This window comes from Pseudomonas sp. 43mfcvi1.1 (assembly GCF_900115935.1).
Taxonomy (GTDB): domain Bacteria; phylum Pseudomonadota; class Gammaproteobacteria; order Pseudomonadales; family Pseudomonadaceae; genus Aquipseudomonas; species Aquipseudomonas bijieensis.
The window spans coordinates 653,176-669,863 of sequence record NZ_UETT01000001.1; the positions used below are offsets into that span (position 1 = coordinate 653,176).

The window sequence follows — 16,688 nt, forward strand, 5'->3', positions numbered from 1 at the left end:
CGCGAGCGCAGTCTCAGCTTGGGAACAGCTCGGACAGTTTCATGGCCAGCATCATGTCGCCTTCGGCGCGCAGCTTGCCGCCCATGAACGCTTGCATGCCGTCGGTTTCACCGCTGACGATGCCCTCAAGGGTTTCGCCGTCCATCACCAGGGTCACCTGGGCGTCCGGGTTTTCACCTTCCTGCAGTTCGCAGGTGCTGTCCTTGACGACCAGCGAGAAGTTCTTGGTATCGTCGATACGGAAACCGAATACCAGGTCCAGGCCGGCAGCGGCGGCTGGGTTGAACTTGGCTTTCATGGCTTGTACGGCGTCGGCTACGGAGGTCATGGTTTCGATCCTTATTTGGGTGGTACAGCAAGGGTCTACAGTAATCCGGACTCAGCGAAAGGTGATGAGGTCCGGGGCCTTCAGCAGTTGCAGGTGGGCATGGCTGTTGAAGGAAGCCAGGGCCACCTCGCGGCCCCTGAATTTCAGGTGGTTGAGCGAGGTGTTGACGATTTGCCAGTTCAGTTCGAAGGCCTGTCGGGCCGGTATCTGGGTGATCAGGTGGAGCAGGGCGGTGATAGTGCCGCCGGAGGTGAACACGGCGATCTTATGGCTGTTGTCGGCTTGCTCCAGGATGCGCTGCAGGCCCGCTTGGACCCGCTCGACGAAACCCAGCCAGCTTTCGAGCCCTGGCGGGTCATATCGACCGCTGAGCCAGCGCTCGACGATCAATGCGAAGATGCGCTGGAATTCGGCGCGATTCTGCGCGGCGTTGCGCAGGATATTCAGCGCCTCGGGCTCCTGGGGGAGCATGTCCGGCAGCAGGGCCCGAATGACCGCGTCAGCGTCGAACTCATTGAACGCGGCGTCGATTTCCAGCCCGGGAACCGGCAATCCGGCGGCGGACATCTGGCCCAGCGCACCGATGGCGGTATCCTGTTGACGACGCAGGTCACCCGAGAGGCAGCGATCGAATACGACACCGAGTTCTGCGAGGTGGCCGCCAAGCACTTGCGCCTGGCGTACGCCATTGGGCGAAAGGACATCGTAGTCGTCCGCACCAAAGGAGGCCTGGCCATGTCGAATCAGATAGATACTGCCCACGTCCGCGTCATCCCGGTACGTTGAAGGTTTGGCGAGGTTATGGGGATGGCGGTGAGCTGTCAATGAAAAAACATACGCTTGTTTGAAATGCCCGTTGCAGCCTTGCCCCGTCTCGCTCGCATCAAGGTAACCACAGGTTTCTTGGCTGGTCGCGGCGCAGACGCATGGGTATGCTGGGGCCGTTACGCGCCTGCGTTCAGTGGCGCATTGCATTTAAGGAGTTGCTGTGGAGTTTTTCATCGAATACGCCGGTTTCCTGGCCAAGACCGTGACGTTGGTGATCGCCATCCTGGTGGTGCTGGCCAGTTTTGCTGCGTTGCGCAGCAAGGGCCGGCGCAAGTCGGCCGGCCAGTTGCAGGTGAGCAAGCTCAACGATTTCTACAAGGGGCTGCGCGAGCGCCTGGAACAGACGTTGCTCGACAAGGATCAGCTCAAGGCCTTGCGCAAGGCCGAAGGCAAGGCTGAAAAGGCCGGGAAGAAGCACAAGGACAAGTCGGCGGCCAAGTCCCGGGTGTTCGTGTTGGATTTCGACGGTGACATCAAGGCTTCGGCCACCGAGAGCCTGCGTCATGAAATCACCGCGCTGCTGACCCTGGCAACGCCGAAGGATGAAGTGGTGCTGCGCCTGGAAAGTGGCGGCGGCATGGTCCACAGCTACGGCCTGGCTTCGTCGCAACTGGCGCGGATCCGCCAGGCCGGCGTGCCGCTGACCGTGTGCATCGACAAGGTGGCGGCCAGCGGCGGCTACATGATGGCGTGCATCGGCGAGAAGATCATCAGCGCTCCCTTCGCGGTCCTGGGCTCCATCGGCGTCGTCGCGCAATTGCCCAACGTCAACCGTCTGTTGAAGAAACACGACATCGATTTCGAAGTGTTGACCGCCGGCGAATACAAACGCACGTTGACGGTATTCGGCGAAAATACCGAGAAGGGTCGGGAAAAATTCCAGGAAGACCTGGACATCACTCATGAGCTGTTCAAGAACTTCGTGTCCAGCTACCGCCCGCAACTGGCCATCGATGAAGTGGCGACCGGTGAAGTCTGGCTGGGTGTCGCGGCGCAGGGCAAGGGTTTGGTTGACGAACTGAAAACCAGCGATGAATACCTGGCCGAGCGGGCCAAGAGTGCCGAGCTGTACCACCTGCACTACGCCGAACGCAAAAGCCTGCAGGAACGCATCGGTATGGCGGCCAGCGGATCTGTTGATCGGGTGCTGCTGAGTTGGTGGAGCCGCCTTACCCAGCAGCGTTTCTGGTAATTCGGAAGCGGGTTCACCGCTAACCCCTGTGGGAGCGAGCCTGCTCGCGATAGCGGCGACACATTCAACATAGATGCAAGCTGGCCCACCGCTATCGCGAGCAGGCTCGCTCCCACAGTGGTTCTGAGGCGGGCTGAAGCTCCGAGTCACCGCCATCCCTTCGTGGGAGCGAGGTGGGTTCAAGTCATCGGAAACAAAAAAGCCCTGAACCGGTACAACCCGGGTCAGGGCTTTTTCATGTCTCAGGTGTCAGCGGCGACGGAACAGCGGCAGCGGCTCGTCAGTGGCGGCCTGGTAGGTCACCGAAAAATCCTTGAGGCTTTCGAGGGCTTCGTAAGGGTCTTTGTCGGCGCGCAAGGCAAAGGCGTCGAAGCCGCAGCGGCGCATGTAGAACAGCTGGTCGCGCAGGACGTCGCCAATTGCCCGCAATTCACCCTTGAAACCATAACGGTCACGCAGCAGGCGGGCGTTGGAGTAGCTGCGCCCGTCGGTGAAAGCCGGGAAGTTCAGGGCGATGACCTGCAACTGGTTGGCGTCCTCGCCAATTTCCTCGGCTTCCTCGTCGGCGTCCAGCCACACGCCCAGGCCGCCGTCGCGGGCCTTGAGGGCGTGGGCATGATCGCGCCACAGGGCCAGGGGCACGATCAGGTCGTCACAATTGGAGATGCCATCGAGGGTCGCGTCCTTGGGCAGCAGGTGCCAGGTTTCGTCGATGACCTCGTTGTTCTTAATGATTCGCTGCATAGACGCGTTCCTTGAAGAGGTCGATGCCAATACGTTGGTAGGTGTCGATGAAACGCTCGTCTTCGGTACGTTGTTCGATGTACACGTCGATCAGCTTCTCGATCACGTCAGGCATGTCTTCCTGGGCAAACGACGGGCCGAGGATCTTGCCCAGGCTGGCGTCGCGGCTACCGCTACCGCCCAGGGAGACCTGGTAGAACTCTTCGCCTTTCTTGTCCACGCCCAGGATGCCGATGTGGCCGACGTGGTGGTGACCACAGGCGTTCATGCAGCCGGAAATGTTCAGGTCCAGCTCGCCGATGTCGAACAGGTAGTCCAGGTCGTCGAAGCGACGCTGGATCGATTCGACGATAGGGATCGACTTGGCGTTGGCCAGCGAGCAGAAGTCACCGCCAGGGCAGCAGATGATATCAGTCAGCAGGCCGATGTTCGGCGTAGCGAAACCTTGCTCGCGCAGCTCGCCCCACAGGGTGAACAACTGGCTCTGTTCAACATCCGCCAGGATGATGTTCTGCTCGTGGGAGGTGCGCAGTTGCCCGAAACTATAGCGCTCGGCCAGGTCGGCCACGGCGTCCAGTTGCTTGTCGGTGATATCGCCCGGCGCGACGCCGGTCGGTTTCAGCGACAGCGTCACGGCAACGTAGCCCGGCTTCTTGTGGGCCAGGGTGTTGCGGGTACGCCAGCGGGCGAAGCCGGGATGTTCTTTGTCGAGGGCTGCCAGTTCCGCGTCCTGGTTGCCCAGCGCTTTGTACTGCGGGTCGACGAAATGCTTGGCGACGCGATGCACTTCGGCTTCGGTCAGGGTGGTCTGGCCGCCACGCAGGTGAGCCATCTCGGCTTCGACCTTCTCGGCGAACACTTCAGGCGTCAGGGCCTTGACCAGGATCTTGATCCGCGCCTTGTATTTGTTGTCGCGACGGCCGTAGCGGTTGTACACCCGCAGGATGGCGTCGAGATAGCTCAGCAGGTCCTGCCACGGCAAGAACTCGTTGATGAACGCGCCGACCACCGGCGTACGCCCCAGGCCGCCGCCCACCAGCACACGGAAACCCAGCTCACCGGCCGCGTTGTAGACCGTCTCCAGGCCGATGTCGTGGACTTCGATGGCCGCACGGTCCGAGCTCGAGCCGTTGATGGCGATCTTGAACTTGCGCGGCAGGTAGGCGAATTCCGGGTGGAACGTGGTCCACTGGCGGACGATCTCGCACCACGGGCGCGGATCGATCAGTTCATCGGCGGCGACACCGGCGAACTGGTCAGTGGTGACGTTGCGCAGGCAGTTGCCGCTGGTCTGGATTGCGTGCATCTGCACGGTCGCCAGCTCGGCCAGGATTTGCGGCACGTCTTCCAGGGCAGGCCAGTTGTACTGGACGTTCTGCCGGGTACTGATGTGGGCATAGCCCTTGTCGTAGTCGCGGGCGATTTGCGCCAGCTTGCGCACCTGACGCGAGGTCAGTTGGCCATAAGGCACGGCCACCCGCAGCATCGGGGCGAAGCGCTGGATATACAGGCCATTCTGCAAGCGCAGAGGGCGGAATTCTTCTTCGCTCAGCTCGCCTGCCAGATAGCGTCGGGTCTGATCACGGAACTGCTTGACGCGGTCCTCGATGATCCGCTGATCGTACTCGTCATATACGTACATATAAGTCTCGGTCTCAGGCTTGGGCCGATCAGAAACAGCTGCATGTTGGCTCGCTGGAATCGGGTTCTGCCTCGGCAATTCTGCGCGCACGGCCGCGCACTCCTAGAGGAGCCGGTGCACGATACCTGTTTTGAGTTATGCGCAAAAGTGATGTTTGAGTATATGTAAAGAACCAAATCGACTAATGAGATTGATTATTGCCTAACCCACATTTGTCGTGCGGGCAATCATCGTCTTAACTGTGGACGAGTCCCTATGCAATCACCTACAAAACCGACAAGAGGCGATGCAATGAGCAATCCGACCAAAGCAAGGAAAAGCGACAGTACCGTTGATGCCTGGGCCATTCTGTTCCTGATTATCCTGGTGGTGGGCACCGCAGTGTTCTGGGTCAGTCATCAATAAGTTCGAGTCGTTGCAGGCTACATGAAGGTCTCGCGTGCATGTGCCCGTTCGCCACCCGGGTCGTTATACTGGGTGGCGTATTGTTTGGGGCGGGCGGGATGTCGAAGTTTATCTGCAGGCTACTGGGGCTGTTATGCCTGTCATTCTGGGCGCACGCCCAAGCCGCCAATGCGGCGTCTTCTTCGATCGAGGCTGTGGCTGCCAGGCCGGCGGCTCCTTCAGTCGTATTCCTTAACCCGGGGCATTCCACCGAAACCTTCTGGGTCAGCTATACCGAATTCATGCAAGCGGCGGCCAGCGGACTGGGCTTGCGGCTGCGTGTGGAATATGCCGAACGCGACCCCCAGCTCATGATTCGCCAGGCGCGCGAGGTTATTACGGCGCAAGACCGTCCGGATTATCTGGTGCTGGTCAACGAACAGTATGTCGCCCCGCGAATCCTGCAATTGGCGCAGGGCAGTGGGGTCAAGCTGTTCCTGGTGAACAACACGTTGACCAGCGATCAGAGTCGCCTGTTGGTGGAGGGCGGTACCCTGCCTGCCGAGTTGCTCGGCAGCCTGGTGCCCAACGATGAGCGCAGCGGCTACCTGATGCTCAAGGAGCTGTTGCGTCAGTACGGGCCGCTGGCGCCTGGGCAGACCCTCGACTTGCTGGCATTTTCCGGGAAGAAACTCACCCCTTCGGCGCAACTGCGCGAGAAAGGCTTGCAGCGGGCGCTGGCCGAACACCCGCAAGTGCATCTGCGCCAGTTGGTCTATGGCGAGTGGAATCGCGAGCGGGCTTATGAGCAGGCGAGCCAGTTGGTCAAGCGTTATCCACAGACCGCGCTGGTCTGGTCGGCCAACGATGAAATGGCCCTGGGCGCCATGCAGGCATTCGAGGAGGCCGGTCGCCAGCCAGGCAAGGACGTGTTGTTCAGCGCGATGAACAGCTCCAGGGCGGCGCTCCAGGCTCGTATCGACGGGCGCTTGAGCGTCCTGTTCACCGGGCATTTCAGCCTGGGCGGCTGGGCCATGGTCATGCTCCATGATCATGCCCAGGGCGTCGATCTCGCGCGTCATGGCGGCTACAACCAGCAGCTCGACCTGATGCAATCGCTCGATCCGGCCCGCGCCCGCGCGTGGCTGAACATGAATCCTGCCAAGGACTACCGCCTGGACTTCAAGCGCTTCAGCCTGGTGTCCCACCCGGATGGCGAGCGCTATGCCTTTTCGCTCGATGCGCTGGGGCGGCGCTAGAGCGGCTCAGATCGAGGCTGGCGAGACGGGGAATATGACTGTTTCGGTTCGAAAGAGAGATCTGGTTCCATACTGTGCAGATACGTTCTATACGCCCGCAAAGTACAACACCAGATTGACGATCCCATACAACGTCAACCCGAAAATCACCGTAAACAGGATGCCGAGGATGATGAAGTGGCTCGGCTTGCCATGGGTGAAGTCGCGGGCGCGGTTTTTCCCGCTTTGCACGCCAAAGGCCGCAGCTCCCACGCTGTGCAGCATTTGCCAGAGGGTGGGCGCCTTATTTTCGGTCGGTTCGTCCATGATGCTCTCCATACACAAGGTCGTATGTGGAGAGCATAGTCAATTGCTGCGGACTTAGTTGTCGTAGCCCAGGTTCGGTGCCAGCCAGCGTTCGGTCACGCTCAGGTCCTGACCCTTGCGTGCGGTGTAGCTCTGGACCTGGTCCTTGTCGATCTTGCCCACGGCAAAGTACTGCGCCTGGGGATGGGCGAAATACCAGCCGCTGACCGCTGCCGCCGGGAACATGGCGTAGTGTTCGGTGAGGAATACGCCGCTGCGTCCGGCCTTCAGTTCGCTGGCCTCGGGGTCGAGCAGGCGGAACAGGGTAGCTTTCTCGGTGTGATCCGGGCAGGCCGGGTAGCCGGGGGCAGGGCGGATGCCGGTGTACTGCTCCTTGATCAGCGCCTCGTTGTCCAGGCTCTCGTCCTGGGCATAACCCCAGTGCTCCTTGCGCACCTGTTGGTGCAGCCATTCGGCACAGGCTTCGGCCAGGCGGTCGGCCAGGGCCTTGACCATGATCGAGTTGTAGTCGTCGCCGGCTTCCTGGTAGGCCTTGGCGACTTCTTCGGCGCCGATGCCGGCGGTGGTGATGAAACCGCCGACATAGTCGGTCACGCCGCTGTCTTTGGGCGCGACGAAGTCAGCCAGGGAGAAGTTCGGCTTGCCGTCGGTCTTGATGATCTGCTGGCGCAGGTGATGCAGGCGCGCCAGTGGCTTGCCATCGTCACCGTAGACTTCCAGGTCATCGTCATGCACCTGGTTGGCCGGCCAGAAGCCGAACACCGCGCGGGCGCTGATGAGCTTCTCGTCGATCAGCTTGCGCAGCATCGCCCGGGCGTCGGCGTACAGCGCGGTGGCCGCTTCGCCGACCACTTCGTCGGTGAGGATGCGCGGGTATTTGCCGGCCAGGTCCCAGGAAATGAAGAACGGCGTCCAGTCGATGTATTCGGCCAGGACGTTCAGGTCAATGTTGTCCAGCACCTTGGCGCCGGTAAAGGTCGGCTTGACCGGCTGGTAGCTGCTCCAGTCGAACTGCGGCTTCTTGGCCACGGCGGCGGGGTAGCTCAGGCGTTCGGTGCGGGCGCTGCGGTTGGCCGTGCGTTCGCGCACGTCCATGTAGTCCAGGCGGGTCTTCTCGACGAATGCCGGCTTGAGTTCCTTGGACAGCAATTGGGTCGCCACGCCCACGGCGCGGGAGGCGTCGGTGACGTAGATCACTGCGTCGTTGCTGTACTTGGGCTCGATTTTCACCGCCGTGTGGGCCTTGGACGTCGTCGCGCCGCCGATCATCAAGGGCAGGTGGAAGTCCTGGCGCTGCATCTCCCGCGCCACATGCACCATCTCATCCAGGGACGGGGTGATCAGGCCGGACAGGCCGATGATGTCGCACTTCTGCTCCTTGGCTACCTGCAGGATCTTCTCCGCCGGAACCATCACGCCCAGGTCGACGATGTCATAGCCGTTGCAACCGAGCACCACGCCGACGATGTTCTTGCCGATGTCATGGACGTCGCCCTTGACCGTGGCCATGAGGATCTTGCCCTTGGCCTCCGGCTTATCGCCTTTTTCCGCCTCGATGAACGGGATCAGGTGGGCCACGGCCTGCTTCATCACCCGGGCGGACTTGACCACCTGGGGCAGGAACATTTTGCCGGCGCCAAACAGGTCGCCGACGATGTTCATGCCGGCCATCAGCGGGCCTTCGATGACCTCGATCGGCCGGGCGAAAGACAGTCGCGATTCCTCGGTATCTTCAACGATGTGGGTGGTGATGCCCTTGACCAGCGCATGTTCCAGGCGCTTGTTCACCTCCCAGCCGCGCCACTCCTCGGTTTCCGCTTCCTTGACGCTGCCGTCACCCTTGTACTTGTCGGCGATGGCGAGCAGGGCGTCGGTGCCTTCGGGGGTACGGTTGAGGATCACGTCTTCCACGGCGTCGCGCAACTCCACCGGGATTTGGTCGTAGATCTCCAGTTGGCCGGCGTTGACGATGCCCATGGTCAGGCCCGCGCGGATCGCATAGAGCAGGAACACCGAGTGAATCGCCTCGCGCACCGGATTGTTGCCGCGGAACGAGAACGACACGTTGGACACGCCACCGGAGGTCAGCGCGTAGGGCAGTTCGTCGCGGATGTAGGCGCAGGCGTTGATGAAGTCCACGGCATAGTTGTTGTGCTCTTCGATACCGGTGGCGACGGCGAAGATGTTCGGGTCGAAGATGATGTCTTCCGGCGGGAAGCCGACTTCGTTGACCAGGATGTCGTAGGAGCGCTTGCAGATTTCCTTCTTGCGCGCCTCGGTATCGGCCTGGCCGGCTTCGTCGAAGGCCATCACCACCACGGCCGCGCCGTAGCGCTTGCACAGCTTGGCGTGATGGATGAACTGCTCGACGCCTTCCTTCATGCTGATGGAGTTGACGATGCCCTTGCCCTGGATGCACTTGAGGCCGGCCTCGATCACTTCCCATTTCGACGAGTCGATCATGATCGGCACGCGGGAAATGTCCGGTTCGCCGGCAATCAGATTGAGGAAGGTCACCATGGCCTTCTTCGAATCGAGCATGCCCTCGTCCATGTTGATGTCGATCACCTGGGCGCCGGCCTCGACCTGTTGCAGGGCCACTTCCAGGGCTTCGGTGTAGTTGTCCTCGCGAATCAGCCGGGCGAACTTGGCCGAGCCGGTGATGTTGGTCCGCTCGCCGACGTTGACGAACAGCGAACTGCGATCGATGGTGAACGGTTCCAGGCCCGACAGGCGGCAGGCCCGGGGGATCTCCGGAATCTGTCGCGGTGCGTAGCCGGCCACGGCCTTGGCGATGGCTTCGATGTGCGCCGGGGTGGTGCCGCAGCAGCCGCCGACGATGTTCAGGAAGCCGCTCTGGGCGAACTCCTCGATGACTTTGGCGGTCTGGGCGGGTAACTCATCGTATTCACCGAACTCATTGGGCAGGCCGGCGTTCGGGTGGGCCGAGACATGGGTGCCGGCCTTGTTCGACAGCTCTTCGAGGTACGGGCGCAATTCGCTGGCGCCCAGGGCGCAGTTCAAGCCCACGGAGATTGGCTTGGCGTGGGCCACGGAGTTCCAGAACGCTTCGGTGGTCTGCCCGGAGAGGGTGCGGCCGGAGGCGTCGGTGATGGTGCCGGAGATCATGATCGGCAACTCAACGCCCAACTCTTCGTAGACCCCTTGTACGGCGAAAATCGCCGCCTTGGCGTTCAGTGTGTCGAAAATGGTTTCGATCAGGATCAGGTCGCAACCGCCTTCGATCAGGCCCTTGGTGGCCTCGGTGTAGTTCTCCACCAGTTCGTCGAAGGTCACGTTGCGGTAGCCGGGGTTGTTCACGTCCGGCGACAGCGAGCAGGTGCGGCTGGTCGGGCCGAGCACGCCGGCGACGAAGCGCGGTTTGTCCGGGGTTTCCAGGGTCTTGGCGTCGGCCACCTTGCGGGCCAGGCGCGCGCCTTCCAGGTTCAGCTCGTAGGCCAGGCCCTGCATGCCGTAGTCGGCCTGGGACACCTGGGTGGCGTTGAAGGTGTTGGTTTCCAGGATGTCGGCCCCGGCATCCAGGTAGGCTTTTTCAATGGCGCCGATCACATCGGGACGGCTGAGCACCAGCAAATCGTTGTTGCCCTTGACGTCACTCGGCCAGTCGGCAAAACGCTTGCCGCGATAGTCCTGTTCTTCCAGCTTGTAGCTCTGGATCATCGTGCCCATGCCGCCGTCGAGGATCAGGATGCGTTCCTTGAGGGCTTGCTGGAGAAGATAAAGGCGAGCGCTGCGATCGGACATAGGACTACCTGGAAAAAAAGACCATTACGAAGGCCGGGATGATAGCAAACCTGTGCAGGATTTGATCATGATGGGGTTTTGCATGAATATCGCTCATGTTTGCAAGGCGATGCTGGCCCGGTAGAATCGCCGGACTATCTCTTAGGGACCCGAGACATGCCGTACCGCGTCTTATTCGGCAGTCTGTTGCTGCTGTTGTCTATTGCCGCAGCCGCCGGGAGTCCCGCTCCCGCGATCTCCTACACACGCGACATCCAGCCGATCTTCACGGAAAAATGCGTGGCCTGCCATGCCTGCTACGATTCCGCCTGCCAGTTGAACCTGGGCAGCGGCGAAGGCGCGGCACGGGGGGCGAGCAAGCTGTCGGTGTATGACGGCGAGCGCCGTCAGGCTGCCGATCCGACCCGTTTGTTCTATGACGCCTCCGGGCAGCGCGCCTGGCAGCGCAAGGGTTTCTATTCGGTGCTCGACGCCCAAGGCAGCCAGGCAGCCCTGATGGCACGCATGCTGGAGTTGGGCCACCGCACGCCGCTGCAGCCCAACGCCAAGCTGCCGGAAGACATCGTGCTGGGCCTCAATCGGGAAAACAGCTGTGCGCTGCCGGATCAATTCGACGAATACGCAGGCGCCCATCCCAGGGAAGGCATGCCCTTGGCCGTCACCGGCCTGACCGACCAGCAATACCAGACCCTGCAGCGCTGGCTGGCCGCCGGCGCTCCCATCGATCAGCAGGCCCTGGCCCCGAGCGCCGCCGAAGCCTTGCAAGTGGTGCAATGGGAAAACCTGCTCAACGCCCCGGGTGCCCGGGAGAGCCTGGTGGGCCGTTGGCTGTTCGAGCACTGGTTTCTGGCGCATATCTATTTCAAGGACGGCGAACCGGGGCATTTCTTTCAATGGGTGCGTTCGCGCACTCCCACCGGCCAGCCCATCGACCTGATCAACACCCGCCGTCCGAACGACGATCCCGGCACCCGCATCTATTACCGGCTCTGGCCGGTGCAAGGGGTGATCGTGCACAAGACCCACATCACCTATGGCTTGAGCGCGGCGAAGATGGCGCGGATCAAGAGCCTGTTCTACAGCGGCAAATGGCAGGTCAGCGCCTTGCCGGGCTATGGGCCGGAGCGCCGGGCCAATCCGTTTTCCACGTTTGAAGCGATTCCGGCGCAGGCCCGCTACCAGTTCATGCTCGATAACGCCGAGTATTTCGTGCGCACCTTCATTCGCGGACCGGTGTGCCGGGGCCAGATCGCCACGGACGTAATCCGTGACAATTTCTGGGCGCTGTTCCAGGCTCCCGAACATGACCTCTACATCACCGACCCGAACTACCGCGGCCAGGCCACGCCGTTGCTGGCGATGCCCGGGCAGAACGATGACGTGGGCAGCGTCCTCAGCCTGTGGCTCGACTACCGGGACAAACGCAACGAGTACGAAGCCTTGCGCCGCGACAATTACGCCGAGCTTCCGGCGCCGAGCTGGTCGACGCTATGGGCTGGCAATGACAATGCGCTGTTGAGCATTTTCCGGCATTTCGACAGTGCTTCGGTCACCAAGGGGTTGATCGGCGAGGTGCCGCAGACGATGTGGCTGTTCGACTTCCCGTTGCTGGAGCGTACCTATTACCAGTTGGCAGTGAATTTCGATGTGTTCGGCAACGTCTCCCACCAGGCCCAGACCCGCTTGTATTTCGACCTGATCCGCAACGGCGCGGAGCAGAATTTCCTGCGCTTGATGCCGGCCGACTCCCGGGAAGGCTATCTCGACGACTGGTATCAGGCCGGCGGCAAGTTCAAGATGTGGCTCGATTATGAGTCCATCGACGACGACAAGCCGACCGCCCTCAAGCTCGACGAACGCGACCCCAAGCGCGATTTCGCCCAGCAACTGCTGGCCCGTTATGGCGACCTGAATGCGCGGCCCGATCCGATCAACCGTTGCGACGGCGCCTACTGCTCGCGGCCGAACATCGATCCGACGTTGCAAAACGCCGAGCAGGCCCTCAGTCGGCTGGTGTCGCGCCCGGCGGCGGGGCTCAAGGTGATCGACCAACTGCCGGAAGCGACTCTGCTGCGCGTCGAAACCGCCAGCGGCCATCGTGAGGTCTACAGCCTGCTGCGCAACCGTGCCCACAGCAACGTGGCGTTCCTGCTGGGCGAGGAGGCGCGCTACCAGCCGGGGCTGGACACGCTGACGGTCTATCCGGGCGTGCTCAGCAGCTACCCGAACTTCATCTTCAACATCCCGGCCGGGCAAGTGCCGGCGTTCGTCGATGCCATGGAAAACGCCCAGGATGCGCCGGCGTTCGAGCGGATCGTCGAACGCTGGGGGATTCGTCGCAGCCACCCGCAGTTCTGGGACTACTTCCATGATCTGGACCGGTATATCCAGGAAACGGAGCCTCTGGAGGCCGGTGTGCTGGACATGAATCGCTACCAGAACCTCTGATCGGGAGGCCCGGCGACGGAACCCGTCGCCGCTGGCTGCTTTCCCGACAAAAATACTGGGACTTTGTCCGGCGCGTCGATTGGCGTAAACTGCCGGCAAGCCTGCGAGGAGTTCCCATGACCGCTATTACGATTACCGATGCCGCCCACGATTACCTGGCCGACCTGCTGTCCAAGCAGAACACCCCGGGTATCGGGATCCGCATCTTCATCACCCAGCCCGGCACCCAGTACGCTGAGACGTGCATTGCCTACTGCAAGCCGGGGGAAGAGAAAGCCGAAGACACCGCGCTGGGGCTCAAGAGCTTCACCGCGTACATCGACTCGTTCAGCGAAGCGTTCCTGGACGATGCGGTGGTCGATTACGCCACCGACCGCATGGGCGGCCAGTTGACCATCAAGGCGCCGAACGCCAAGGTGCCGATGGTCAATGCCGACAGCCCGGTCAACGAGCGCATCAATTACTACCTGCAAACCGAAATCAACCCGGGGCTGGCCAGCCACGGCGGCCAGGTTTCGCTGATCGACGTGGTGGAAGACGGCATCGCCGTGCTCCAGTTCGGCGGCGGCTGCCAGGGCTGCGGCCAGGCTGACGTGACCTTGAAGGAAGGCATCGAGCGCACCTTGCTCGAGCGCATTCCAGAGCTCAAGGGCGTGCGCGACGTGACCGACCATACGCAGAAAGAAAACGCCTACTACTGATAGGTGTTCGCTGCGGATATAAAAAACGGTGCCCGTGAGCACCGTTTTTTTATGGGCGCAGATCCGACCGCCGCCAATCCCTGTGGGAGCGAGCTTGCTCGCGAAGGCGTCGGCACATTCAACATCGCTGCTGGCTGATCCACCGCTATCGCGAGCAAGCTCGCTCCCACAGGGGATCCCGGTTGGCTCTTGCTGATCGAGTCAGGGCCTGTAGAGATGCGCATGCCCGGCGCGGTACAGCGACGATTCGCTGAACACCTCATTACCCAGCACGCGCCCCACCAGAATCAGCGCCGTACGGCGAAAACCCTTGGCCTGAACCTTCTCGGCGATATCGGCCAGCGTCCCCAGCACCCAATCCTGATCCGGCCAAGTGGCCCGGTGAATCACCGCGATTGGACAATCGGCGCCGTAGTGGGGCAGCAGTTCACTGACGATCTTTTCCAGATGATTGACCCCCAGGTGAATCGCCATGGTCGCCCCGTGCTGCGCCAGGCTGCTGAGTTCTTCCCCGGCGGGCATCGGGCTTTTGTCTGCGTAGCGGGTGAGGATCAGGCTTTGGGAGATGTCCGGCAAGGTCAGTTCGGCGCCCAGCAGGGCGGCGCAGGCTGAGGTCGCGGTGACGCCTGGGATGATTTCGAAAGGGATGTCCAGTTCCCGCAGGCAACGAATCTGCTCACCGATGGCGCCGTACAGGCTCGGATCGCCGGAATGCACCCGGGCCACGTCCTGGCCCTTGAGATGGGCGCTCTTGATCAATTCGATGATCTGTTCCAGGTGCAGCTCGGCGCTGTTGATCACCTGTTCTGCACAATGACCTTCGAGCACGGCCATCGGCACCAGGGAGCCGGCGTAGATGATCACCGCGCAGTTGCGGATCAGTCGTTGGCCTTTGACTGTGATGAGGTCCGGGTCGCCGGGGCCGGCGCCGATGAAGTAAACGGTCATGACCGGCTCCTGTAGAAGGTGGGTGAGCGCTGCCCAGATGAAAATCGCTCATGATCCTGGGGGCGGATTATCGGGATTTACGCCACAACCGCCAATGCCAACGTGCTCTTGGGGCCTTTTTGGCGAGCGATCAGCAGCGTTGCGGACGTCGCGCCCAATTGGTCGGCCAGGGCCAGGGCGGCGCTTTCGGCGATGCCGTAGCAACCGGTCCGCTCGAAGGCGATCTCCGAGCGGTGACTGAGTCGCCCCTGGTAACCGGCCAACTGCTCGGCGCTGAAGCAAGTCAGTGGCAGTGCCAGTTGCCCGGCCAGTTCCAGTAGGCCCGGTTCGTCACGCTTGAGGTCGATACTGGCCAGGGCCTGCACTTGATCAAGTGCGATGCCATGGGCCAGCAGTGTCTGGTCGAGCAAGGCTCGCAGCGTACTGGCCGGGCAGCCGCGCTGGCAGCCCAGGCCGATCACCAGGATCGGCGCGGTGGTCATGCGTTGTGGTGGGCTTGGCTATCGCGACGAAACAGCCAGGCGCTGATCAGGCCCAGGGCCAGCCAGAACGCAATGTTGGTCAACTGCGAGGCGATCTTGAACTGGCTCTCAAGCGCTTCGGGCGCCAGCATCGAGTGGACTTCGGGCTGCGGCGCACCGATGACATGGGGCACCAGCAACGTAGCCACGCCCAGCACCTTGAGCAGCCAATGCCGGCCGAAGGCGATCAAGGCAATGCCCACCGCCGTGGATGCCGCGGTGCCGATCCACCACATCTGCCGCTGGGCCAGATCGGCCGCCGCCGTACCAGGCAGTTCCGGCGGCAAGCCGAGGGTCGGCGCGAGGACAAAGGTGGCATAACCGGCCAGGCCCCAGAGCAGACCCTGGGAGGTGCGAGTCGGGGCGCGCAAGGTGTACAGGCCCGCCAGCATCAGGGCAAAACCCACCGCGACCACCAGGTTGCCGCCGGTGGTGGACAGCACGCGCTGCCAGCCATCTTCCGGTTCCCAGGCCTCGGCATCATGGGTGTGAGCCACGCCGTCGGCGTGTTCATGGACCTCGGTCGCCGGGGCCTTCTCGAAGGTTTCCGCCTGGAGAATCAGCGGCGATACCCAGAAACTTTGCAGCAGGGTCAGCAGCAGGGCGGCCAGCAAGCCGCTGAAGCCCGCGGTCTGGGCGATACGCTTGATCATGTCGTCAGGTCTCAATGGCACGGGAAGGCGGCGCTGTGGCGAGTGTCGTGGGCGGCGTTGTGCACGGCTTCGATGTGGGAGAAACCGGCGAAATAGACCAGGCCGGCACCCAGGATCGAGGCGAAGATCGCAGCGCTCAGGCGTTGGCTCAGGGTGGTGGTGCTGCTGGCGGTGCGGGCGGTGCTGCTGATAGTCGACATGGCGCTTCCCTCTGTTCTTGTTCAGTGGGTGATTCGAGCGCAATGAAACCCCGGGCGAAAGCCCGCCAAGGTTCGAACAGCGCCCGCCCACCGCGGGTTTGTTGATGCATGAGTCATGGGCCGGTCTCCGGGCTTGCGAGGGGCCGGGCTTGTGCCTGGCCTGCAAGCGTCACCTTCCCATGTCGAAAGACACAGTGGTTCAGACGCTTCGCTCGCTTACCGTTGCGGGGGCAGCACCGGACTGACGTGGCTTTGAAGTAAAGCACACGATTCACCGGTTTCCCGTTTCACCCTGTGAAGGGCACCCAAAACTAGGCGCACAGGAGAGCATGGGCGGGGGCGGGGCGTCAATTGGCAGGGGTTTCCAGATTGACATCGAGTTGAACCCATCGCGAGCAGGCTCGCTCCCACAATGAATTGCGCCGTACACAACATCCGTGTTCAACCAAGATCAACTGTGGGAGCGAGCCTGCTCGCGATGACGGCAGCCCATGCACCGCAGAACGCTCTGGAGATTGACCCGCCCCCACACCCTGCGTAGCCTTGCGCCTTCGAGGTTCTTCGGCCTGTGCCGAAGCTAAGAAGGGAACGCGGTCCAAGCCGCGGCTGCCCCCGCAACTGTGAACGGTGCTGTTTCTGCAAGGCCACTGTGCATGCCCATTACAACAGGCGCACGGGAAGGCGCAGCAATCGCCAGTCAATGACTGGCCCGCCGTCAGCCAGGAGACCTGCCTCGACACAGATTCTCACTACAACCGGGCGGGGTGAT

The 16,688-nt window shown here is 62.0% G+C and carries 14 protein-coding genes and 2 riboswitches; of the genes, 4 read left to right on the top strand and 10 right to left on the bottom strand.

Annotation, left to right across the window (positions count from 1 at the left end):
• Positions 1-13: 13 nt before the first annotated feature.
• Both DTP52_RS03075 and DTP52_RS03080 read right to left on the bottom strand, forming a co-directional pair.
• Positions 14-328, bottom strand: a complete 315-nt coding sequence (locus DTP52_RS03075; RefSeq protein WP_109751786.1) for an SCP2 sterol-binding domain-containing protein — start codon at positions 326-328, stop codon at positions 14-16.
• 51 nt (positions 329-379) lie between these two features.
• Positions 380-1,090 carry a histidine phosphatase family protein gene (locus DTP52_RS03080; RefSeq protein WP_109751787.1) on the bottom strand — a complete coding sequence of 237 codons (711 nt, stop codon included), beginning with the start codon at positions 1,088-1,090 and terminating at the stop codon, positions 380-382.
• Between the two features lie 226 nt (positions 1,091-1,316).
• On the opposite strand from DTP52_RS03080, the gene sohB reads away from it, so the two are divergent.
• On the top strand, positions 1,317-2,348 hold the full coding sequence (gene sohB, locus DTP52_RS03085) for a protease SohB (protein ID WP_109751788.1): 1,032 nt from the start codon (positions 1,317-1,319) through the stop codon (positions 2,346-2,348).
• 249 nt (positions 2,349-2,597) lie between these two features.
• Here sohB and DTP52_RS03095 read toward each other — a convergent pair whose 3' ends face one another.
• Together DTP52_RS03095 and DTP52_RS03100 are read right to left on the bottom strand one after the other, a co-directional pair.
• Positions 2,598-3,092, bottom strand: coding sequence for a DUF934 domain-containing protein (locus DTP52_RS03095; RefSeq protein ID WP_058543993.1), 495 nt, complete (start codon positions 3,090-3,092; stop codon positions 2,598-2,600).
• Entirely contained in the window at positions 3,076-4,734 is a 1,659-nt protein-coding gene (locus tag DTP52_RS03100; protein ID WP_109751790.1) for a nitrite/sulfite reductase, read from the bottom strand. The genes DTP52_RS03095 and DTP52_RS03100 overlap by 17 nt, the downstream gene beginning before the upstream one ends.
• 503 nt (positions 4,735-5,237) lie before the next feature.
• Between DTP52_RS03100 and DTP52_RS03105 the strand changes: the two genes are divergently transcribed.
• The gene (locus DTP52_RS03105; RefSeq protein ID WP_109751847.1) at positions 5,238-6,377 is read left to right on the top strand and encodes an ABC transporter substrate-binding protein; all 1,140 of its coding nucleotides are present in this window, start codon (positions 5,238-5,240) and stop codon (positions 6,375-6,377) included.
• A gap of 87 nt (positions 6,378-6,464) precedes the next feature.
• On the opposite strand, the gene DTP52_RS03110 is transcribed toward DTP52_RS03105, so the two are convergent.
• Together DTP52_RS03110 and metH are read right to left on the bottom strand one after the other, a co-directional pair.
• Entirely contained in the window at positions 6,465-6,683 is a 219-nt protein-coding gene (locus tag DTP52_RS03110) for a DUF2970 domain-containing protein (RefSeq protein WP_063322005.1), read from the bottom strand.
• Between the two features lie 54 nt (positions 6,684-6,737).
• On the bottom strand, positions 6,738-10,448 hold the full coding sequence (metH, locus tag DTP52_RS03115) for a methionine synthase (protein ID WP_109751791.1): 3,711 nt from the start codon (positions 10,446-10,448) through the stop codon (positions 6,738-6,740).
• 156 nt (positions 10,449-10,604) lie between these two features.
• Here metH and DTP52_RS03120 point away from each other — a divergent pair, with 156 nt between their 5' ends.
• Both DTP52_RS03120 and nfuA read left to right on the top strand, forming a co-directional pair.
• Complete coding sequence (locus DTP52_RS03120) at positions 10,605-12,896, top strand: fatty acid cis/trans isomerase (protein ID WP_109751792.1); 2,292 nt, start codon at positions 10,605-10,607, stop codon at positions 12,894-12,896.
• Positions 12,897-13,012: 116 nt separating this feature from the next.
• On the top strand, positions 13,013-13,597 hold the full coding sequence (nfuA, locus tag DTP52_RS03125) for a Fe-S biogenesis protein NfuA (RefSeq protein ID WP_109751793.1): 585 nt from the start codon (positions 13,013-13,015) through the stop codon (positions 13,595-13,597).
• 201 nt (positions 13,598-13,798) lie between these two features.
• Here nfuA and cobM read toward each other — a convergent pair whose 3' ends face one another.
• The 4 genes from cobM to DTP52_RS03145 form a co-directional block, all read right to left on the bottom strand.
• Positions 13,799-14,545 (bottom strand): precorrin-4 C(11)-methyltransferase, encoded by a 747-nt coding sequence (cobM, locus tag DTP52_RS03130; RefSeq protein ID WP_109751794.1) that lies wholly within the window; start codon positions 14,543-14,545, stop codon positions 13,799-13,801.
• Positions 14,546-14,622: 77 nt separating this feature from the next.
• Positions 14,623-15,027 carry a cobalamin biosynthesis protein gene (locus DTP52_RS03135; RefSeq protein WP_109751795.1) on the bottom strand — a complete coding sequence of 135 codons (405 nt, stop codon included), beginning with the start codon at positions 15,025-15,027 and terminating at the stop codon, positions 14,623-14,625.
• Complete coding sequence (locus tag DTP52_RS03140) at positions 15,024-15,719, bottom strand: CbtA family protein (RefSeq protein ID WP_109751796.1); 696 nt, start codon at positions 15,717-15,719, stop codon at positions 15,024-15,026. The genes DTP52_RS03135 and DTP52_RS03140 overlap by 4 nt, the downstream gene beginning before the upstream one ends.
• An 11-nt stretch (positions 15,720-15,730) precedes the next feature.
• A complete protein-coding gene (locus DTP52_RS03145) occupies positions 15,731-15,919 on the bottom strand; it encodes a CbtB-domain containing protein (RefSeq protein ID WP_025214547.1) in 189 nt (62 codons plus the stop codon).
• Positions 15,920-16,019: 100 nt separating this feature from the next.
• A riboswitch (cobalamin riboswitch) is annotated at positions 16,020-16,243 on the bottom strand.
• Between the two features lie 213 nt (positions 16,244-16,456).
• Positions 16,457-16,670, top strand: a riboswitch (cobalamin riboswitch).
• Positions 16,671-16,688 lie beyond the last annotated feature (18 nt).

What these genes read in the sequence shown, in the direction of transcription:
- DTP52_RS03075 (WP_109751786.1), bottom strand. Translation starts at nt 328, where the DNA reads ATGACCTCCGTAGCCGACGCCGTACAAGCCATGAAAGCCAAGTTCAAC.
- DTP52_RS03095 (WP_058543993.1), bottom strand. Translation starts at nt 3,092, where the DNA reads ATGCAGCGAATCATTAAGAACAACGAGGTCATCGACGAAACCTGGCAC.
- DTP52_RS03100 (WP_109751790.1), bottom strand. Translation starts at nt 4,734, where the DNA reads ATGTACGTATATGACGAGTACGATCAGCGGATCATCGAGGACCGCGTC.
- DTP52_RS03105 (WP_109751847.1), top strand. Translation starts at nt 5,238, where the DNA reads ATGTCGAAGTTTATCTGCAGGCTACTGGGGCTGTTATGCCTGTCATTC.
- DTP52_RS03110 (WP_063322005.1), bottom strand. Translation starts at nt 6,683, where the DNA reads ATGGACGAACCGACCGAAAATAAGGCGCCCACCCTCTGGCAAATGCTG.
- metH (WP_109751791.1), bottom strand. Translation starts at nt 10,448, where the DNA reads ATGTCCGATCGCAGCGCTCGCCTTTATCTTCTCCAGCAAGCCCTCAAG.
- DTP52_RS03120 (WP_109751792.1), top strand. Translation starts at nt 10,605, where the DNA reads ATGCCGTACCGCGTCTTATTCGGCAGTCTGTTGCTGCTGTTGTCTATT.
- nfuA (WP_109751793.1), top strand. Translation starts at nt 13,013, where the DNA reads ATGACCGCTATTACGATTACCGATGCCGCCCACGATTACCTGGCCGAC.
- cobM (WP_109751794.1), bottom strand. Translation starts at nt 14,545, where the DNA reads ATGACCGTTTACTTCATCGGCGCCGGCCCCGGCGACCCGGACCTCATC.
- DTP52_RS03135 (WP_109751795.1), bottom strand. Translation starts at nt 15,027, where the DNA reads ATGACCACCGCGCCGATCCTGGTGATCGGCCTGGGCTGCCAGCGCGGC.
- DTP52_RS03140 (WP_109751796.1), bottom strand. Translation starts at nt 15,719, where the DNA reads ATGATCAAGCGTATCGCCCAGACCGCGGGCTTCAGCGGCTTGCTGGCC.
- DTP52_RS03145 (WP_025214547.1), bottom strand. Translation starts at nt 15,919, where the DNA reads ATGTCGACTATCAGCAGCACCGCCCGCACCGCCAGCAGCACCACCACC.